We start from the raw sequence: 18,671 nt of genomic DNA on the forward strand, positions 1-18,671 counted from the left end.
AGCCAAAGCAGAGAAACCGCACCCTGGTGCGTCCTTTGCGAAAACGACTTAGCCGGCGCCTGTCCGGCGGGAGGCTCTCCATGACAATCATCGCCACAAACAGCGCGCGCCTGGCGTCCTGTCTTGCTTCGGTCCTGCTCATCTCCAGTGCAGCGCCCGCGGCAGCGCAAGAGACTGACCCTGTCGCCGTCGTCAAGACCTATGCCGACATCGCCCTTGCCGGATACGAGGATGCGCTGACCGCCGCCAAGGCGCTGGACGCGGCGACGGATGCGCTGATCGCCGATCCCAGCGAGGCGACCATGACGGCGGCCCGCGAGGCCTGGCTTCAGTCCCGCCCGAGCTACCAGCAGACCGAGGCGTTCCGCTTCGGCAATCCGATTGTCGACGACTGGGAAGGCCGTGTGAATGCCTGGCCGCTCGACGAAGGCATGATCGACTATGTCGACCAGAGCTACGGCAGCGAATCCGACGAGAACGGCCTCTACACGGCCAATCTGATCGCCAACCCCCAGTTGTCGGTCGCCGGCGAGACGATAGACGCGACGACGATCACCCCGGCGCTGCTGCAGGACGAGTTGCAGGAGGCCGGCGGCATCGAGGCCAATGTCGCCACCGGCTACCACGCGGTGGAGTTCCTGCTGTGGGGCCAGGACCTCAACGGCACCGAAGCCGGCGCCGGCGAACGGCCCTTCACCGACTATGCCCCGGGCGACGACTGCACCAACGGCAATTGCGATCGACGCGGCGAATATCTCGATGCAGCGACCGACCTCCTCGTCACCGACCTCGAGGAGATGGTCGGCAACTGGCGGGCCGACGGTGCTGCGCGCAAGGCGCTGACCGATGCGCCGGACGCGGCGATCTCGGCCGTGCTCACCGGCATGGGCTCGCTCTCCTACGGCGAACTTGCCGGCGAGCGCATGAAGCTCGGCCTGCTGCTGCACGATCCGGAGGAGGAGCATGACTGCTTCTCCGACAACACGCACGTCTCGCATCTCTACGACGCGATCGGCATCCGCAACGTCTACACCGGCCGCTACGAGCGCACCGACGGCACGATCGTCGAGGGCCCATCGGTGTCCGACCTCGTGGCAGCAAAGGACGCAGCCGTCGACGCGGAGCTTCGCGCCGATCTCGACGCGACGATCGAGGCGATGCGGCTGATGGCCGCGGCGGCCGAGAACGGCGAGGCCTACGACCAGCAGATCGGCGAGGGCAATGCCGAAGGAAACGCCCGCGTTCAGGCGGCGATCGACGGTCTCGTCAAGCAGACCCGCTCGATCGAGCGCGCCGTCGCGGCGCTCGATCTCGGCAACGTGACGATCGAGGGTTCCGACAGCCTCGACAACGTCGACGCGGTCTTCCAGTAATCCCGGACCGGGCGCGGCGGGCACGGACCTGCCGCCCCGCATGGCCGGTGAGATCCGGCAAGGCGATCGGGAGAGACCCATGCGGCTTGCCGCAAGAATGACGGTGATCGCTGCGGCCATCGTGCTGCCGGCGGTGCTGAGCCTGACCGCGGCCCTGAGTCTCGATCGACCGGTCCGCGGCGACCTGACGCCGAAGGATCGCGCCCGGGTTGAGAAGGTCACCGCCCCCGCGACCGACTTCTCTCGCCCCGAAGCGTTCGAGGCGATGCCGGCGGGCGCAGCCACGTCCCAGAAGCTGGTCAACCGCGACTCCTTCAGCCACATCTCCGCCAACCAGACCTTCGAAGGTGAAGACCGCTTCAAGGTCGGCAACGCGCTGTTCCGCAAATTGTGGGTCTCCTCCCCGTCCTCGACCGAGGCGTCTGACGGGCTGGGTCCGCTGTTCAACGCCCGGGCCTGCCAGAGCTGCCATCTGAAGGACGGGCGTGGCCGGCCGCCGGCAGAGGGGGAGACCTCGGTCTCGATGTTCCTGCGCCTCTCGGTCCCGCCGCGCAGCAAGGAAGAACACCAGAAGCTTGCCGACCGGGAGCTGACCCGGATTCCCGAGCCGACCTATGGCGGCCAGTTGCAGCATTTCGCCGTGCAGGGCCTTAAGGGCGAGGGCCGCATGGCGATCGACTACGCTGAGGAGCCGGTCACCCTCGCCGACGGCACCGTCGTCAGCCTGCGCCGGCCGAGCTACCGGGTCGAGAACCTCGCCTACGGGCCGCTCGATCCGGAAGTGATGCTGTCGCCGCGGATCGCCCCGCCGATGATCGGCCTCGGCCTGATCGAGCAGATCGAGCCGGCCGACATATTGGCGCGCGCCGATCCAGAGGATGCCGACGAGGACGGTATTTCCGGCAAGGCGTCAATGGCCCGCGATCCCGAAAACGGCGCGCCGGTTTTGGCCCGCTTCGGCTGGAAAGCCACCGTTCCGACGATCAAGTCGCAGACGGCGGAAGCCTTTGCCGGCGATATCGGCATCTCGACGCCTCTGGTCACCGACGCCTTCGGCGAGTGCTCGATCGCCCAGCAGGCCTGCCGCGACGCACCCTCCGGCGTCCAGCCGCGCCTGGGGGAGGTCGAGGCGCCGGACCCGATCCTCGATCTCGTCAGCTTCTATTCGCAGAACCTCGCCGTGCCCGCCCGCCGCGACGTCGCCGACCCGACCGTCCTTCAGGGCAAGCAGCTGTTCTACGGCGCCGGCTGCGCTTCCTGTCACACGCCGAAATTCGTCACCTCCCGCAAGGCACCCGACAAAGCCCAGCGCTTCCAGCTGATCTGGCCCTATTCGGACTTCCTGCTGCACGACATGGGCGAGGGTCTGGCCGACGGACGGCCCGTCGGCGATGCCGACGGCCGGGAATGGCGCACACAGCCGCTCTGGGGCATCGGCCTGACCGAGACGGTGAACGGGCATACGTTCTTCCTGCATGACGGCCGCGCCCGGAACCTTGCTGAGGCGATTCTCTGGCATGGCGGCGAGGCGGAAGCCGCCCGCGACGCCTATGCCGCCATGGCCAAGGCCGATCGCGATGCCCTGCACGCCTTTCTGGAGTCCTTGTGAGAACGCACATCAAACGCCTCGCGGCCCTCGGCCTCGCGCTCTGCTTCGCCGCCGGACCTGCGGCCGGGCAGGAAGCCGGTCCGGTGACCGGGACCGCCGATCCGGCCGCCTCCCTCACCGTTGTCCGCAACGCCATCGACGGCTTCATCCGTCCGGGCTACGCCGCCTTCCGCCAGCAGGCCGACGCGACGGCTTCGGCCATGGCGACACTGTGCGACACGCCGGGAACCGAGAGCCGCCAGGCGGCCGAGGAGCGCTTCGGCGATCTCGTGCGGGCCTGGTCGCTCATCGAGCTCGTCCGGTTCGGCCCGGTCGTCGAAGAGAACCGGCTGGAGAAGATCCTGTTCTTCCCGGACCGGCGCGGCATCGCGCTGCGTCAGGTGCAGGCGATTCTCGGGACGGAGGACCCGACAGCGACCAGTGCCGACAGTCTCGCCGACAAGTCCGTCGCCGTGCAGGGCCTGGGTGCGCTGGAATTCGTGCTCTACGGCACCGACGCCGAGACGCTGTCGACGCAAGACGGTGCGTTCCGCTGCACCTACGGCCGCGCCATCGCGCAGAACCTCGCATCGATCGCCGCCTCCATCGACGCCGCCTGGGCCGACGAGACCGGCATTGCCGCGCGGCTGACCGCGCCAGCGCCGGAAAACACCGCCTATCGCAGCCCAACGGATTCGCTGCAAGCGATCGTCGGGACCTTCGTCCACGGGCTGGAGGCGAGCCGCGACCTGCGGCTCAACCCGGCGGTGGGCGGGAGCGCTGCGGAAGCCAAGCCCAACCTCTTTCTCTTCCGCCGCTCCGGGCTGACGCTGGATTCGCTGCAGGGCAATTTCGATGGCCTTCGCGATCTCTTCGCCACGTCCGGGCTCGCCAAGCTGCTGCCGGCGCCGCAGGCCTATATGGGCGTCTCGATCGACTTCGAATTCGCCAACGCCGACCGCACGCTGGCAGGCCTGTCCGAACCGCTGACCGATGCAGTTGCCTCACCGCAGCGCCAGGCGCTGACCTACCTGCAGATCGTCACCGGCAGCCTGCAGGACCTGTTCGACGCGCAGCTCTCGCCGGCGCTCGGCCTGTCCAGCGGCTTTTCGTCCCTCGACGGCGACTGAGGCGATACGGCATGGCGTTTCAGCCCCTCCCCCTTGGCCCCGGTCCGCTGGTCGACCGCCGCAGCTTCCTGGCCGGCGCCGGGGCCGCCTTCGTCGCCGGGCTGGGACCACGTTCGGCCGCCGCGCTCGATCGCGCGGATGCGCTGTTCGGCGCATCCTGCCGACGGCCGGACGGCAGCTATGGCTGCGCGGTGTTCTCCGACCGCGGCGAGATCGTCTCCACCGTCGCCCTGCCGGAGCGCGGCCACGACATCGCCTTCAACAGGATCAGCGGCCGCGCCGTCGTCTTCGCCCGCCGGCCGCGCACCTTCGCCGTCGTGTTCGATCCGGCGAGCGGGCGGACCCTCCAGACGCTGACATCTCCCGGGGGCCGGCACTTCTTCGGCCACGGCTTCTTCTCGCCCGACGGGGCGCTGCTCTACGCCACCGAGAACGACTATGACGGCGCCCGCGGCATGATCGGCGTCTATGACGTCGCAGCCGGCTACCGGCGCATCGGCGAGTTCGCCTCGCACGGCATGGACACGCACGAAGCCCTGCTGATGCCGGACGGCGAGACCATCGTCGTCGCCAATGGCGGGATCGAGACGCATCCCGACTACGGCCGGCAGATGCTCAACATCCCGACCATGGAGCCCTCCATCGCCTTCATCGACCGGCGCAGCGGCGACCTCATCGACAAGCAGCTGCTGCCGCAGAGCCTGCACAAGCTGTCGCTGCACCATATCGCCATCGACGCGCGGCAGCGCGTCTGGTTCGGCGGCCAGTACCAGGGGCCGGCCGGCGACGCGCCGCCGCTCGTCGGCTTCGCTGAGGCTGGCCAAGCGCTCACCCTGACCGAGATGGCGCCGACCGACCTTGCGGGCCTCGGCAACTATATCGGTTCGGTCGCGACCAGCCGCGATGGCGCACGCGTGGCGGTGTCCTCGCCAGTCGGCAACACGACCTTGATCCTGGCGGCAACGACCGGCGACATCCTCAGCCGCCACGCCATCCGCGACGGCTGCGGCCTTGCACCCGACGGCAGCGGCTTCCTGGCGACCAGCGGTGGCGGCGACGTCATCCGTCTCGAGGAAGACGATCGGCCAACAAGCGCCGATCTCGAATGGGACAATCACATCCTGGCGCTTGACGCCCTCGGCTGAGCGTCGGACCATCAGCGCCCAACATAAAGGCGTTGCCCATGTCCCTGCTCGTTCCCGTCATCCTCGGTTCCGTGCGCTCGGAGCGCCAGGGCATCAAGGCGGCCAACTTCATCATCGCCAAGCTGCGCGAGCGGGGCCACGAGCCGGTGCTGGTCGACCCGATGGAGCTCGACCTGCCGCTACTCGACAAGATGTACAAGGAATATCCGCGGGGCGAGGCGCCGGAGAAGCTGGAGCGGCTGGCCGATCTCTATCGCCGCGCCGACGGCTTCATGATCGTCAGCGCCGAGTACAACCATTCGATACCGGCGGCGCTGAAGAACACGCTCGACTATTTTCTAGAGGAGTATTTCTACCGCCCGTCCAGCATCGTCTGCTATTCGGCCGGCCGCTTCGGCGGCGTGCGGGACGCGATCGCGCTGCGCCCGGTCCTCGCGGAGATGGGCATGTCGAGCCTGCCCTCGGTCCTCGCCATCCCGTCGATCGGCAAGGCGCTGCAGGAGGACGGGACATCCAACGAGCCGTGGATCGACAAATCCGCTGTCAAATTCCTCGACGAGTTCGAATGGTATGCGACGGCGTTGAAGGCCAAGCGCGAGGCGGACGGCGTGCCGGGCTGACAGACGGCGCCACCCGGTGACGTTGCGCGCGTTCATCGACCGCGGACGCGAGGCCGAGCCATTTCCGAATGCGGCAGAGGGAGGATGACATGCCGGGGAAGATCACGTTCTACTACAATCCGATGAGCCGCGCGGCGACGGCGCGCTGGATGCTCGAAGAGGTCGGCGCCGAATACGAGACGGTGCTGGTGGATTTCGAGGCGGGCGACAACCGCAAGCCGGAATTCCTCGCCATCAACCGGATGGGCAAGATCCCGACGCTGGTCCTCGACGACGGCACAGTGCTGACCGAGACCGCGGCGATTCTCGCCTGGCTCGCCGAGGCCTATCCCGCGGCGGGGCTCGCGCCGGAGCCCGCATCCCCCGCGCGCGGCAGCTACTACCGCTGGCTGTTCTTCGGCGGCAGCTGCTTCGAGCCGGCGCTGACCGAGACGATGATGCGCAAGGACGCTGCGCCCCTCTCCAAGATGGCCGTCGGCTGGGGAAGCTACAACGACGTGGTCGACACGCTTGAGCAGGCGGTGTCGCGGACGCCCTACCTGGTCGGCGAGCAGTTTACCGCCGCCGACGTCTATATCGGCTCTCAGCTCTCCTGGGCCGGCAGCTTCGGCGCGCCGCGCCTGCAGGACAGCACGGCGATCCAGGCCTATGTCGAGCGGGTCGTCGACCGCGACGCCTACCGGCGGGCGATGCGGCCCGCCTGACGGTCTCAGACGGAAGGCGCCCGCGCCGCCTCTTCCAGGAAAGTCCAGACATAGTCGGCGAAGGAGCGCCAGCATTCGATCTCGAAGCGGGCCTCGCCGGTGCGCCAAAGGACGATCTCGGCCTTGGACAAAACCGTCCGGCTGGCGGCGCCGACCGGGAAGCTGCGGAGCCGCAGATCCTGCGGGCAGCCCGCCGCGACGATCGCTTCGGCCGCCGGACCTTCGACGACGATCCCGAGATTGCGATGCGAGACGTCGACGATCGAGATCCCCGGCACGCCGGCAAGGGCGGCCGACATCGTCGCGGGCGATCCATCGCCATCCGGGATGGCGCGATTGTCGAGCAGCAGCCACTCGTCCGGGCCAAGCCAAAGGGCCGCGACCCCGTCGCCGGTGGCGCTCGACTTCGGCCGTGTCGGCAGGGCGAATCCGATCGCTGCGCCAACCGCGTCGAGCGCGCCCGGACCGGCCCGCAGGCTGAGCCGCCCGCGGAAACCCAGCGGCGTCAGCGTCGCCCCGGGACCGCCGGCATAGCGGCCATCGAGCGGCGACAGGCGGCGCACGGCCGGGCTAACGTTGGCCGAAGCCGTGTCCGCCGGGACAATGGGCGCCGGGTCGGGCATGGCAGGCCTTTTCGCCGCCTTGCCGGCGCGTGACGGCGCCGCGGAGCCAGCAGCTGCCGGCTTCTTCCGCGGCGCGGCGCGCGGCTTGGTGGGCTTCTTCTCGTCAGCCATGCAGCCGCTCCCCTTCCGGATCGAAGAACACCGACGACGTCACTTCCACGGCGATCGTCTCCTTCGGCATCGGCACGTAGAGCGTCCGCCCCATCAGGCTCTGGCCGTCTCGCACCATGGCCATGGCGATGGAGCGGCCGAGCGTCGCCGAATGGTAGGCAGAGGTCACGTGCCCAAGCGCGGTCATCGGCACGGGCTCGTTCGGATCGGCGACCAACTGTGCGCCCTCCTCCAGCACTGTCAGCGGGTTCGCCGTCTTCAGCCCGACCAGCTGCTTGCGGCCCGGTGCGAAGAGGTCCGGCCGTTCGAGCCCCCGCTTGCCGACGAAATCCGGCTTCTTCTTCGACACCGCCCAACCGAGTCCGGCGTCTGCGGGAGTCACCGTCCCGTCGGTTTCCTGGCCGACGATGATGTAGCCCTTCTCGGCGCGCAGCACGTGCATCGACTCGGTGCCGTAGGGCTCGGCGCCGAAGCTTCGGCCGCGCTCGCGCAGCGCGTCCCAGGCGGCCCGCCCGTGATCCGACGGGACGTTGATCTCGTAGCCGATCTCGCCGGTGAACGAGACGCGGAACAGCCGGCAGGGCACCCCCATGAACCTGCACTCGGCGACCGCCATGTGCGGAAAATCCGCCGCGCTGATGTCGAGCCCCTCGACGAAGGGCGCGATGATCTCCCGTGCCTTCGGGCCCTGCACCGCGATCACCGCGAACTGCTCGGTGATCGACGTGGTCCAGACGGCAAGGTCCGGGAACTCGGTCTGGCGGTAATCCTCCATATGCGCCAGCACCCGCGGCGCGCCGCCGGTGGTGGTCGTCACGTGGAAGCGATCCTCGGCGAAGCGGGCGATAATGCCGTCGTCGATGACGAATCCCGCCTCGTTCAGGAGCAGCGCATAGCGGCATTTGCCGACCGCCAAGCTCGCCAGCGGCGTCGCGTAGATCAGGTCGAGGAAGCGCGCGGCGTCCGGCCCGGTGACCTCGATCTTGCCCAGTGTCGAAGCGTCGAACAGCCCGGCCGCGTCGCGCACTGCCCGGCATTCCCGGTCGATCGCGGCATGCTTGTCGGCACCGCGCGGAAAATACCAGGCGCGCTTCCACATGCCGACATCCTCGGACACCGCGCCCTCGGCAACAGCGCTGTCGTGGATCGGCGTCTTGCGGGTCGGATCGAAGAGCTCGCCCCGCGCATGGCCGGCGATCGTGCCGAAGGTCACCGGCGTGAACGGCGCGCGGAAGGTTGTCAGGCCGACCGCCGGCATCGGCCGCGACAGCGCCTCGGCGGCGACGCCGAGGCCGTGGATGTTCGAGGTCTTGCCCTGGTCGGTGGCCATGCCGTTGGTCGTGAAGCGCTTGATGTGCTCGACCGAGCGGAAGCCCTCGGCAACGGCGAGGCGGATGTCGCGCGCCGTCACGTCATTCTGGAAGTCGACGAAGGCCTTCACGGCCTTGCCGGGACCCGCGGCCGGCGTCGAGCCCGCCATGCCGCCGCCCGACAGGGCCGCGCCTTCCACGGCGACGAGTGCTCCGCTGCCAGCTTCGCCTGTCGCCGCCGACCGGCCTGCGGCACGCGCTTGGCTGATCGTCTCGGCCAGGTCGAACAGCCCGCTGGCCGCGCCGACACTGTGGCAGTTCTGCACCGCTTCGCCCGGCACGTAGGCCTGCAGGGCCGGATCGAAGGCGAGCTTGCCACGCGATTGCGAGAACAGATGCACCGAGGGCGTGAAGCCGGCGGACATCAGCAGCGCGTCGCAGTCGAAGCCGCGATTGTCGCCGCCGGTGCGCAGGTCCTCGACTGTGAATCCGCGGATGCGGTTCTTCCCGCGCACGCTCTTGACGCCGTAGCCGGCCAGCACCTCGATGCCGAGCGAGCGCGCCGTGGCAGAAAGCCCCGCGCCCGGCTCGGCGCGCAGGTCGACGATCACCGGCACGTCCACCCCTGCCCGGCGCAGGTCGAAGGCCGCCTCGTAGGCCGCGTCATGAGCGGTGAAGACAGCGACCCTGAGGCCCGGCGTCACGCCGTGATGGTTGAGATAGAGCCGCGCCGCGCCTGCCAGCATGATGCCCGGCCGGTCGTTGTCCGGAAACACCAGCGGTCGCTCGATCGAGCCGGTCGCCAGCACGACGGTCTTGGCACGCACCTGCCAGAGCCGCTCGCGCGGAAGGGCCGGATCGGGATGCGGCAGATGCTCGGTGACCTGCTCGGCCAAGGCGACCATGTTGTGGTTGTAGTAGCCGAAGCCCGTCGTGCGCGGCATCACCCGGACGTTCGGCATCGCTTCGAGCCGGGCGAGCGCGTTCGCGACCCATTCCATGCCGGGCATGCCGTCGATCCGAACAGCGCTCTCGACCTTCAGCCAGCCGCCGAAGCTCTGCCCCTCGTCGCAGATCAGGACGTCGGCGCCCGCCTCGCCGGCCTCGAGCGCGGCGGCAAGGCCGGCCGGACCGCCGCCGACCACCAACACGTCGACATGCGCGAAGCGGTTGCCGTAGCGGTCGGGATCGACTTCCTCCGGCGCCCGGCCAAGGCCGGCGGCGGAGCGGATATAAGGCTCGTAGACCCTGTGCCAGAAGCTCTTCGGCCACATGAAGGTCTTGTAGTAGAAGCCCGCCGTGAGGAAGCGGGAGAACAGGCCGTTGACGGCGCCGACGTCGAAGGCGAGCGATGGCCAGCGGTTCTGGCTGTGCGCCTCCAGCCCCTGGTAGAGCGGCTGCATCGTCGCGCGGATGTTCGGCTGGCGCCGGCCACTGTCCCGGCGGATTTCGACCAGCGCATTCGGCTCCTCGGGGCCGGAGCCCAGAATGCCACGCGGCCGGTGATACTTGAACGAACGCCCGGTGAGATGCACGCCGTTGGCGAGCAGCGCCGAGGCGAGCGTGTCGCCCTCGAGGCCGGTGATGCGGTCGCCGTCGAACGTAAAGGTGACACGCCTGGCGCCGGCGAGCCGGCCGAGGCCGGGCAGTCGGAACGACTTCATGGGCGCGGCTCCGGGTTGCTCGGTCCGGCAACCGGGCCGGTTTCGTCCGGCGCGATATCGGGCCGCTTCTCCCCGGCCTTGTAAAAGGCGAGGAACGCGTCCGACACCGAATGCCGCGCGGCGTTGAAGAAGCGGCCGCAGCCATGAACGTGCCGCCAGCGCTCGAAGACCACGCCGCGCGTGTTGGTGCGCAGATACAACGCCTCGGCAACCGCACGGCCGGGTTCGACGGTCTGCGAGGGCCGGGAGACATGCGCCTCGCCGGCGTGGCGGAACTCCAGTTCCGGCCGGTCGTCTTCGCAATAGGGGCAGTGGATCAGCAGCATCGTTCTACCTAATGCGCGACGGCGGCGGCGGCCGCCTCGTCGATGAAGCGGCCGGTTTCGAAGCGGTCGAGGCTGAAGGCGGCGTTGATCGCATGCGGCTCGTCGAGCGCGATCGTATGGGCGAAGACATGGCCCGAGCCGGGCGTCGCCTTGAAGCCCCCGGTGCCCCAGCCGCAATTGACGTACAGCCCCTTCACCGGCGTCTTCGACAGGACAGGCGAGCGATCCGGCGTCACGTCGACGATGCCGCCCCAGGTGCGCAGCATGCGCATCCGCCGGAACATCGGGAACATCTCCGAGATCGCGTCCAGCGTATGGTTGAAGATCGAGAGGCTGCCGGTCTGGGAATAGGACGGGTACTGGTCGGTGCCCGCGCCGATCACCAGCTCGCCCTTGTCCGACTGCGACACATAGGCGTGGACGGTGTTCGACATCACCACGCAAGGGAAGCACGGCTTGACCGGCTCCGAGACCACCGCCTGCAGCGGAAAGCTCTCGATCGGCATGCGGACGCCGGCCATATCCATAACCACGGAGGTGTGGCCGGCGGCGACGACGCCGACCTTGCGGGCCCCGATGAAGCCACGCGACGTCTCGACGCCGGCGACGGCGCCGCTGGCGTCGCGGCGGATGCCGGTCACCGCGGTGTTCTGGAGGATGTGGACGCCGCGGGCCGAGGCGGCGCGGGCATAGCCCCAGGCGACCGCGTCATGCCGCGCCGTGCCGCCACGCCGCTGCAGCGCGCCGCCGATCACCGGGTAACGGGTGTTCGGCGAGATGTTCAGCGGCGGGCAGTAGGCCTTGCACTCTTCCGGCGTCAGCCATTCGTTGTCGACGCCGTTGAGCCGGTTGGCGTGGATGTGCCGCTGCGCGCTCTGCCGGTCATGCTCGTTGTGCGACAGCATCAGCACGCCGCGCGGCGAGAACATGACGTTGTAGTTGAGGTCCTGCGACAGGCCCTCCCAGAGCGTCACCGCGTGGTCGTAGAGCGCCGCGGACTCGTCGTAGAGATAGTTCGAGCGGATGATCGTCGTGTTGCGGCCGGTGTTGCCGCCGCCGAGCCAGCCCTTCTCGATCACCGCGACGTTGGTGATGCCGTGCTCCTTGGCGAGATAGTAGGCGGTGGCGAGCCCGTGGCCGCCGGCACCGACGATGACGACGTCGTACTGGCGCCTGGGCTCAGGCGAGGCCCATTGCTCGGTCCAGCCGGAATGGCCGCGCATTGCCTCGCGCGCCACGGCGAAGGCCGAAAATCGTCGCATCTGTCGCCTCGCATCCGCATGTCCGAGCCCGGCAAATGCCGAGCCAACGCTCTGGTGTAGCGTCGCGCCTGCCGGGGAGGCAATGGCGGGACGCGCTTACAGCTCTAGCCGGGATGCCGCAGGACCTTGCTCAGAATGCGACTGCCGATGACGCAGTCGCCGCAATGGGCGTGATGGCGGGGCGAACGCCGGGCGGAAGCCGGCGTCAATCCTCATTCTGTGGCCTGGAGTTCGTCGAACAGGCCGGCAAAGGCCTTCTTTGCCCGACCGGGCGCCTTGGCCGCGGCCGCCTTGGCCTCCGCAAGGTTCGACAGATCGTCGCCGACCTGGATCAGCGCGACCATCCCCATGGCATAATGCGGCGTGCAGTGGATGCCGTATACGCCCTGCTGCTCGACGGTGTAGACGACCTCCTCGTTCATCCCGCCTGCCAGCGTCTCGGCTTCCGGCGGCATCATGCCTTCGACGCTCGCCGCATTGTGGCTGGGGTCGACCGGAACGAAACGTACCGTGTCGCCCGGCATGGCTCTGACCAGCGCCGGCTCGAACACCATGATGCCGCTATCGCCGCGATTAAGCATTTCCACCACATGCTCTTCCGCGACAACCGTCGCGGCGCTGGCGGCGAGCCCGGCAAGAGCGGCGAGTCCGACCGCCATCGCGCGGCTTCTGTTGAAGATCTTCGTGTTGGCCCCGGTCATTGCGGCGCTCCCATGTAGTCGGGTTTCGGCGTGTCGATCGTGCTCGGCGGCAGGATCGGAATTTCGACCGCCGGCTGCTCGCCGGTCAGCGTGCGCAGGAAGGCGGCGACTGCGGTGATGTCGTCCTCCGCCATCTCGGTTCCGAGCTGGCTGGTGCTCATGATCGCCACGGCCTGCTCGAGGTCCCAGGCCTGCCCGCTGTGAAAATACGGCGCCGTCAGTTCGACGTTCCGCAGCGGCGCTGCCCTAAAGACGTATTCGTCGTCGGCGGTCTGGGTAACGGCAAAGCGGCCCTTGTCGCCCAGCGGCAGCATGCTGGCGCCCGGGCGCTCGACCACGCCGAACGGGAAGTAGTCCTGCCCGCCGAAATTCGAGCCGCTGTGGCAGGCGCCGCAACCGCTTTCGATGAACACCTGGAGCCCGCGGATCTCTTCCTCGTCGAGCGCATCGTCGTTGCCGGTGAGGAACTGGTCGAAGCGCGCGTTCGGCGTGATCAGCGTCGTCTCGAACGCCTCGATGGCGATCACCATGTTGTCGAAGGTGACGGGATCGCCCTCGCCCGGAAACGCTTCCTGAAAGGCACGCACGTAGTCCGGCATGCTCTTCAGCGTATCAACGACGCGTTCGGGCGTGCTCGCCATCTCGACGCCGGCCTGGACCGGGCGCTTCGCCTGCTCGCGAAGATCGGGCGCACGGCCGTCCCAGAACTGCGCGACGTTGAAGACCGAGTTGAGGACGGTCGGCGAGTTGCGCGGCCCCTTCTGCCAGCCGTGGCCGATCGAGGTCCGGATATTGTCCGCGCCGCCCGTCCCGACATTGTGGCAGGTGTTGCAACTGATGATGTGGCTGCTCGACAGCCGCGGGTCGAAGAACAGCATGCGTCCGAGCTCGACCCGCTGCGGCGTGACTGCTGCCCCGCGCACTGCCGTGACCTCGGTCGGCACCACCCCGAACAGCATGGTCGCCGTCTCGCGCAATTCGTTGGCGCCGGATGCCGTCGCCCACGCGGCAATGCCCATCCCGAGTAGGATCGTCCTGGCTGAAAACATCGTATCGCTCCTGGTGATCCCGCATGTGCGAGATCACCTATTGCGACGGTCGCGCTCATTGATCTCGATCAACGGGGCGCTGTTTCGCTGCGTGGTGTTGCTCGGCGGGAGGCTCAGACCAGGATGCGGCGGGGCCGCCCGGCAACGCCGCCGAGGGCACCCACGACGAGGCCCAGCAGAAGGGCGATGAAGGCGCCGAACGATGCCGTCGAGACGGCCCCGGCCGCGGCATCCGCCGCCTGGCGCGCCTGCCGGACGGCCTCGTCGTATTGCTGCTGGAAGCGCTGCAGGCGCTGTCGGGCCTCCGACTCGGCAATGCCGGCCTCCCGGGCGATTGCGTCCACGGCCGCCTGCCGCTCTTCGGGCGTCGCGGCCTCGTCGATCCCGGCCACGACCTCGGCGATGGCCGTGGCAATGTCTTCCGCGCTGCTCGGCTGTTGCGGGGCCTCCGCCGAAGGCGTCTCGCCCTCGGCTTCGGTCACGGCGGCAGGCGGCGCCTGCCGGCCCTGGCGCAGCATCTGCTCGGCCTCGCCGCGAAGGGGACCGGCCATGCCATCGACAGTTCCCGGCGCCATGGTCTGCGCGGCTTGCGCCAGGCCTTGGATCGAGTTGCCGATGGCGCCGAATGCTCCGCCGAGAACGACCGAGGCGCTGCTGGTCAAAAGGTAGATGACGAGGAGCGTCGAGGCCGCCCAGGTCACGGCGCCGTGCAGCGCCGCGTCGCTCTTCTCCGGCTGGCCGGCGAAGCGACCCGCGGCGAAGGCACCGGCGAACAGGCCGATCAGCACGACGGCGACGGTCCAGAGGCCGCCGGCGGAGGCGAACGCGCTGGCGTCGAGATTGCCGCTGCCGACGGGATCGATGGTGGAGAGCCCGATGCCGAGACCCAGCAGGCCGAGCATGAACTGGATGGCAAGCGCGAGCAGCGTGCCGGCGGCGATGGCACCCCACGAAATGCGCCTGACGCTGCTCGAAGCCAGCGCCGCCGTCCGATCCCTGTCCCGCCTGATATCGCTCATGTCACCCTGTCCGCCATCCGTGGGCGCGCGACGCCCGGTCTCTGTCTTCCGTTCCGTAAACACGACTTCGCCGCTCGCGTGAAGCCATGCGATACGCAAACTTGGCAGCCGTCTCGGTGCATTGGCGCATCGCGACAGCGCAATGACGCCCGCGATGACCCGGACCAAGACGCGTGACACGCTGCCGGAGCACCGCTACCGTCGGCCAAAACAAAGGCGGAAAGCCGCGGATCCTAGATCCGGTCCTAACAGGGAGGACCCCATGCAAAGCCCATCACTCCTGATCGCCCTCGTGGCGGGGTTCGCTGCAGTTGCATCGGCGGTGCCGACGAACGCCGCCGACCTGCCGCGGATCGCGCTGGCCGATTTCTATTATCTCGATACCTCGGGCGAGCCAGGCGACCGGGCCACCGAGCACCAGCAGCGGGTCGACCTGTTCGAGACGGTGCTGCGCGAGCAATTGACAGCCAATGGCCGTTTCGAGGTCGTCGCCCTCGAATGTCCGCTGCCCGAATGCGGCGTCGGCTCGCTAAGCGTCGAGGATGCCGTCAACGCGGCCGAACGGGTGAATGCCGACTACGTGCTTCTCGGCGCGATCCAGAAGATATCGACCCTGATCGGCACCGGGCGCCTCGACCTCGTCGATGTCCCGCAGCGCCGCAGCGCGATGAGCCGGGTCCTGTCGTTTCGCGGCGATTCCGACGAGGCCTTCCGCCGGGCGGCCGAATTCTCCGCCCGCAACGTCGTCGAGGCTGACCTTTCCGCCGCCGCCGAGGGCTCGCGATAGCCGGCCGTACCAGGCATCGATCGGAACGCACAGGCCCTCGCCAAGCCATCTCGACAAGCAGCAACCGGTCTGTTAAGGGCAAATCGCTCTCGAAGACGTGTCTTCGCGGGGGGTAAGGCCAGTGGGAGCCGACCTTCGCCAGGACCCCAGGAACGGATCGCAAGGTGCAGGTACTCGTCCGCGACAACAATGTCGATCAGGCTCTTCGCGCTTTGAAGAAGAAGATGCAGCGCGAGGGCATCTTCCGCGAGATGAAGATGCGCAACCACTACGAGAAGCCCTCGGAGAAGCGCGCCCGCGAGAAGGCCGAGGCGGTTCGCCGCGCCCGCAAGCTGGCTCGCAAGCGCGCCCAGCGCGAAGGCCTGCTGGCAGGTGGCAAGACCCAGTAGCCGCCATCCTTTCGGCGATATCGGAATTTAGCAGAAAGGCGGTGGGCAGGGCCCGCCGCCTTTCTGCTTGATTGTTGCATAAGTCCGGGTCCAGAGGGGAAGCGTCGGGATCGATCACGGGCGGGCCCGGGCAGACGCGCGCTGCCCTGGTCTCGTGTCCGCATGCCACCTTTGGGGGAAGTATCAGCCAATGCCGCAGTTGCCGAGAACCGTCCGGGCAGACGCCCGCCCGATGCCTGAAACCGCTGCAGGGTTTTCCGCCAGCGGAATGGCGCGGATCGCCGGGCTGCTGATGCTCGGCACGCTCGCCGCCTGCCAGTCGGACGGTTCGAACGCGCCACTGGTCCAGGCCATCGCTCTCGACCAGAACCAGGGTCTTGACCAGAACATCGCCTCGCTGACGCAGACGGTTAACGCCAACCCGAGCGATCCGGAAGTCTACAACGTGCGGGGCACCGCCTATGGCCGTGCCGGGCAATACGATGCGGCCATCGCCGACTTCGCCGCGGCGATCCGGCTGGACCCGAACTTCTACCAGGCCTACGCCAATCGCGCGCTGATCTACCGCCAGACGAACCAGCCGGCCCTGGCGCTGGCCGACTACAACGCCGCCCTGCAGATCAATCCAAACTACGATTCCGCCTATATCGGCCGCGGCAATGTCTACCGCGTCGCCGGACGCAACCAGGAGGCACTCGCCGACTTCCAGCGGGCGATCGACCTCAACACCACCGATCCGCGCGCCTTCCACAATCGCGGCCTGCTCTACCAGCTCGACGGCCAGCACAAGCAGGCGATCGAGGATTTCTCCACCTCGATCTCGTTGCAGGCAACAGCGCCTGAGCCCTACTCTGGCCGCGGCGTCTCATATCTCGCGCTCGGCGACGAGGAAAACGCCTTCACCGACTTCAACGCGGCGCTGAAGCTGGACGACAAGAAGGCCGAGTACTGGACCAACCAGGCGGTGATCTTCGAGCGTCGCGGCGATCGCGCGCGCGCCTTCCAGTCCTATACCCGCGCCGCGCAGCTAGATCCCAACTACCGCCCTGCCAAGGACGGCATGGGCCGCACCAGCGGTCCCGGCGCCGGCGCCTGACCGCTAGGCAAGGCGTCCGCCGGCAATCGGTGGTCGTCTTTGCAATTTCGGGAACTCCTTCTGGCTTCGGCGGTTCTGCCGCTGAAGCGGGCATTACGTCAAAAGGATAATTCCCATGAAATTCGCCATCTCGTCCATCGCCGTTGCGGCGGTCCTTGCCGTGTCTCCTCTCGCCGTCGGCGCCGCGTCGGCTGCCGAAGTCGGCCTTCTCGGCTGCAACAGCGACGGCAACACCGGCTTCATCATCGGATCGTCGGAAGATCTGGTCTGTGACTTCACGCCAGCCGACGGCGGCCCGGTCGAGCGCTATGCGGCGACGCTCGACACGTTCGGCCTCGATATCGGCGTCACCGGTCGCACGGTGATGAGCTGGGCCGTGGTGGCGGCAGGCGACGGCGGCTATCAGCCGAGCGCGCTGGCAGGCACCTATGTCGGCGCCAGCGCCGATGCGTCGGCCATCGTGGGCGGCGGCGCCAATATCCTCGTGGGCGGTGCCGACAACAGCTACACGCTGCAGCCGGTCAGCATCCAGGCTCAGGAAGGCATCAACGCCGCGATCGGCGTGACCAAGTTCACGCTCGAGGCAGTTGCCCCGCAGCCGGTGGTGATCGAGCGGCGCACGACGATCATCCAGCAGTAACGCCGCTATAACCGACTACGTCGCAAGAAGCCCGCGGATCCGTCCGCGGGCTTCTTTGCGTCCGGAACCTGAGGAGCGCCTGCTCGCCATCAGCGCAAGCCGGTCATTCGGCGCTCTTCCCAGGCCTCCCGAGATCTAGCGGAAGATGACCCAGGCGATGACCAGGACGATCAGGAACGAGAACACCGAAGCGATAACGCCGGCTCCCATGATCAGACCGACGAGCATGCCGACGAGGATCGCGATGATGGCGGCCGAGCCCCATTTGGTCATTGCCAGGAACCGCGAATAGGTCCGCTCGTGTTCCGGGTAATCCATCTCGGCGGGGTGGTTGATGTCGAATTCGGGCGAACCAGCCATGCGATCGTCTCCATATGCGCTGGTCTGGCACATACACGAACTGGCTCGGCGCTGGCAACGGCGCCCGGAACCTGGGCCACAGATGCCGGACGCGCGAAAACGGCCGGCGCCCAAGGGCACCGGCCGTTTTCGTCATTGGTCAGCTTTGTCGGAAGCGTGAAGCCGTCAAGCGACCTTGCGGTCCTCGTGGCGGCCTTCTTCGACTTCCTCGATGATCTTGGCGATGAAGGCCGGCAGATCGCCCGGGTTGCGCGAGGTGATCAGCGCCTCGTCGACCACCACCGCGGTGTCTTCCCAATTGCCGCCAGCGTTGACCATGTCGGTCCTGATCGACTTGAAGGAGGTGACGTTCCGTCCCCGGACCACGTCCGCCTCGATCAGCAGCCACGGGGCGTGGCAGATCGCGGCAAGCGGCTTCTTGGAGTTGAAGAACTCGCGTACGAAGCTGACGACCTTGGGATCGGCGCGCAGCACGTCCGGGTTGATCTGGCCGCCCGGCAGGACGAGGCCGTCATATTCGGAAACGCGCACCTCGGAGAGCAGCTTGTCCACCGGGACGGTCTTGCCCCAGTCGTCCTTGTCCCAGGCTTTGATGGAGCCTGACTTGGTCGACAGGACATGGACCTCGGCGCCGGCCTGGCGCAGCTTCTCCAGCGGCTCGAAGAGCTCGGACTGCTCGAAGCCGTCGGTGGCGAGAATGGCGATCTTGGCCTGATTGATGTTCGGCATGATGTCTGTTCCTTCTTGATCGACCAGAGCGATGCGTTCCCCACG

19 protein-coding genes are annotated in these 18,671 nt (G+C 67.9%); 10 read left to right on the forward strand and 9 right to left on the reverse strand.

What is annotated here, in order from left to right; translation table 11 throughout:
• Positions 1 to 80 precede the first annotated feature (80 nt).
• From GTW51_RS03845 to GTW51_RS03870, 6 genes are all read left to right on the forward strand, one after another.
• Complete coding sequence (locus GTW51_RS03845) at positions 81 to 1,373, forward strand: imelysin family protein (protein ID WP_163042523.1); 1,293 nt, start codon at positions 81 to 83, stop codon at positions 1,371 to 1,373.
• 79 nt (positions 1,374 to 1,452) lie between these two features.
• Positions 1,453 to 2,982 (forward strand): di-heme oxidoreductase family protein, encoded by a 1,530-nt coding sequence (locus tag GTW51_RS03850; protein ID WP_163042524.1) that lies wholly within the window; start codon positions 1,453 to 1,455, stop codon positions 2,980 to 2,982.
• On the forward strand, positions 2,979 to 4,091 hold the full coding sequence (locus GTW51_RS03855; protein WP_163042525.1) for an imelysin family protein: 1,113 nt from the start codon (positions 2,979 to 2,981) through the stop codon (positions 4,089 to 4,091). The genes GTW51_RS03850 and GTW51_RS03855 overlap by 4 nt, the downstream gene beginning before the upstream one ends.
• 11 nt (positions 4,092 to 4,102) lie before the next feature.
• A complete protein-coding gene (locus tag GTW51_RS03860; protein ID WP_163042526.1) occupies positions 4,103 to 5,236 on the forward strand; it encodes a DUF1513 domain-containing protein in 1,134 nt (377 codons plus the stop codon).
• A 38-nt stretch (positions 5,237 to 5,274) separates the two neighbouring features.
• On the forward strand, positions 5,275 to 5,856 hold the full coding sequence (locus GTW51_RS03865) for an NADPH-dependent FMN reductase (RefSeq protein ID WP_163042527.1): 582 nt from the start codon (positions 5,275 to 5,277) through the stop codon (positions 5,854 to 5,856).
• 89 nt (positions 5,857 to 5,945) lie between these two features.
• Positions 5,946 to 6,560: a glutathione S-transferase family protein gene (locus tag GTW51_RS03870; protein ID WP_163042528.1), complete on the forward strand. Its 615-nt coding sequence runs from the start codon at positions 5,946 to 5,948 to the stop codon at positions 6,558 to 6,560.
• Between the two features lie 5 nt (positions 6,561 to 6,565).
• Here the strand turns inward: GTW51_RS03870 and GTW51_RS03875 are convergent, their stop codons facing one another.
• From GTW51_RS03875 to GTW51_RS03905, 7 genes are all read right to left on the reverse strand, one after another.
• Positions 6,566 to 7,183, reverse strand: a complete 618-nt coding sequence (locus tag GTW51_RS03875) for a sarcosine oxidase subunit gamma (RefSeq protein WP_163042685.1) — start codon at positions 7,181 to 7,183, stop codon at positions 6,566 to 6,568.
• A 103-nt stretch (positions 7,184 to 7,286) separates the two neighbouring features.
• Positions 7,287 to 10,268, reverse strand: a complete 2,982-nt coding sequence (locus tag GTW51_RS03880) for a sarcosine oxidase subunit alpha family protein (protein ID WP_163042529.1) — start codon at positions 10,266 to 10,268, stop codon at positions 7,287 to 7,289.
• On the reverse strand, positions 10,265 to 10,594 hold the full coding sequence (locus tag GTW51_RS03885; protein ID WP_163042530.1) for a sarcosine oxidase subunit delta: 330 nt from the start codon (positions 10,592 to 10,594) through the stop codon (positions 10,265 to 10,267). The genes GTW51_RS03880 and GTW51_RS03885 overlap by 4 nt, the downstream gene beginning before the upstream one ends.
• Positions 10,595 to 10,602: 8 nt before the next feature.
• The gene (locus tag GTW51_RS03890; protein ID WP_163042531.1) at positions 10,603 to 11,856 is read right to left on the reverse strand and encodes a sarcosine oxidase subunit beta family protein; all 1,254 of its coding nucleotides are present in this window, start codon (positions 11,854 to 11,856) and stop codon (positions 10,603 to 10,605) included.
• Positions 11,857 to 12,068: 212 nt separating this feature from the next.
• The gene (locus GTW51_RS03895; RefSeq protein WP_246232543.1) at positions 12,069 to 12,557 is read right to left on the reverse strand and encodes a pseudoazurin; all 489 of its coding nucleotides are present in this window, start codon (positions 12,555 to 12,557) and stop codon (positions 12,069 to 12,071) included.
• Positions 12,554 to 13,606: a cytochrome-c peroxidase gene (locus tag GTW51_RS03900; protein ID WP_163042532.1), complete on the reverse strand. Its 1,053-nt coding sequence runs from the start codon at positions 13,604 to 13,606 to the stop codon at positions 12,554 to 12,556. The genes GTW51_RS03895 and GTW51_RS03900 overlap by 4 nt, the downstream gene beginning before the upstream one ends.
• A 113-nt stretch (positions 13,607 to 13,719) precedes the next feature.
• The gene (locus GTW51_RS03905; RefSeq protein WP_163042533.1) at positions 13,720 to 14,625 is read right to left on the reverse strand and encodes a PhnA-like protein; all 906 of its coding nucleotides are present in this window, start codon (positions 14,623 to 14,625) and stop codon (positions 13,720 to 13,722) included.
• A gap of 262 nt (positions 14,626 to 14,887) precedes the next feature.
• Here GTW51_RS03905 and GTW51_RS03910 point away from each other — a divergent pair, with 262 nt between their 5' ends.
• The 4 genes from GTW51_RS03910 (at position 14,888) to GTW51_RS03925 (ending at position 17,537) form a co-directional block, all read left to right on the forward strand.
• Positions 14,888 to 15,412, forward strand: coding sequence for a DUF2380 domain-containing protein (locus GTW51_RS03910; RefSeq protein WP_163042534.1), 525 nt, complete (start codon positions 14,888 to 14,890; stop codon positions 15,410 to 15,412).
• Positions 15,413 to 15,576: 164 nt separating this feature from the next.
• The gene (rpsU, locus tag GTW51_RS03915; protein ID WP_163042535.1) at positions 15,577 to 15,801 is read left to right on the forward strand and encodes a 30S ribosomal protein S21; all 225 of its coding nucleotides are present in this window, start codon (positions 15,577 to 15,579) and stop codon (positions 15,799 to 15,801) included.
• 232 nt (positions 15,802 to 16,033) lie between these two features.
• Positions 16,034 to 16,897, forward strand: a complete 864-nt coding sequence (locus GTW51_RS03920) for a tetratricopeptide repeat protein (RefSeq protein ID WP_246232546.1) — start codon at positions 16,034 to 16,036, stop codon at positions 16,895 to 16,897.
• Positions 16,898 to 17,012: 115 nt separating this feature from the next.
• Entirely contained in the window at positions 17,013 to 17,537 is a 525-nt protein-coding gene (locus GTW51_RS03925; protein WP_163042536.1) for a DUF992 domain-containing protein, read from the forward strand.
• Between the two features lie 135 nt (positions 17,538 to 17,672).
• Here GTW51_RS03925 and GTW51_RS03930 read toward each other — a convergent pair whose 3' ends face one another.
• Positions 17,673 to 17,897, reverse strand: coding sequence for an aa3-type cytochrome c oxidase subunit IV (locus GTW51_RS03930; protein WP_163042537.1), 225 nt, complete (start codon positions 17,895 to 17,897; stop codon positions 17,673 to 17,675).
• Between the two features lie 165 nt (positions 17,898 to 18,062).
• Positions 18,063 to 18,626, reverse strand: coding sequence for a type 1 glutamine amidotransferase domain-containing protein (locus tag GTW51_RS03935; RefSeq protein WP_163042538.1), 564 nt, complete (start codon positions 18,624 to 18,626; stop codon positions 18,063 to 18,065).
• Positions 18,627 to 18,671: the final 45 nt, after the last annotated feature.

Origin of the sequence: Aurantimonas aggregata (assembly GCF_010500835.1) — a bacterium.
GTDB lineage: Bacteria > Pseudomonadota > Alphaproteobacteria > Rhizobiales > Rhizobiaceae > Aurantimonas > Aurantimonas aggregata.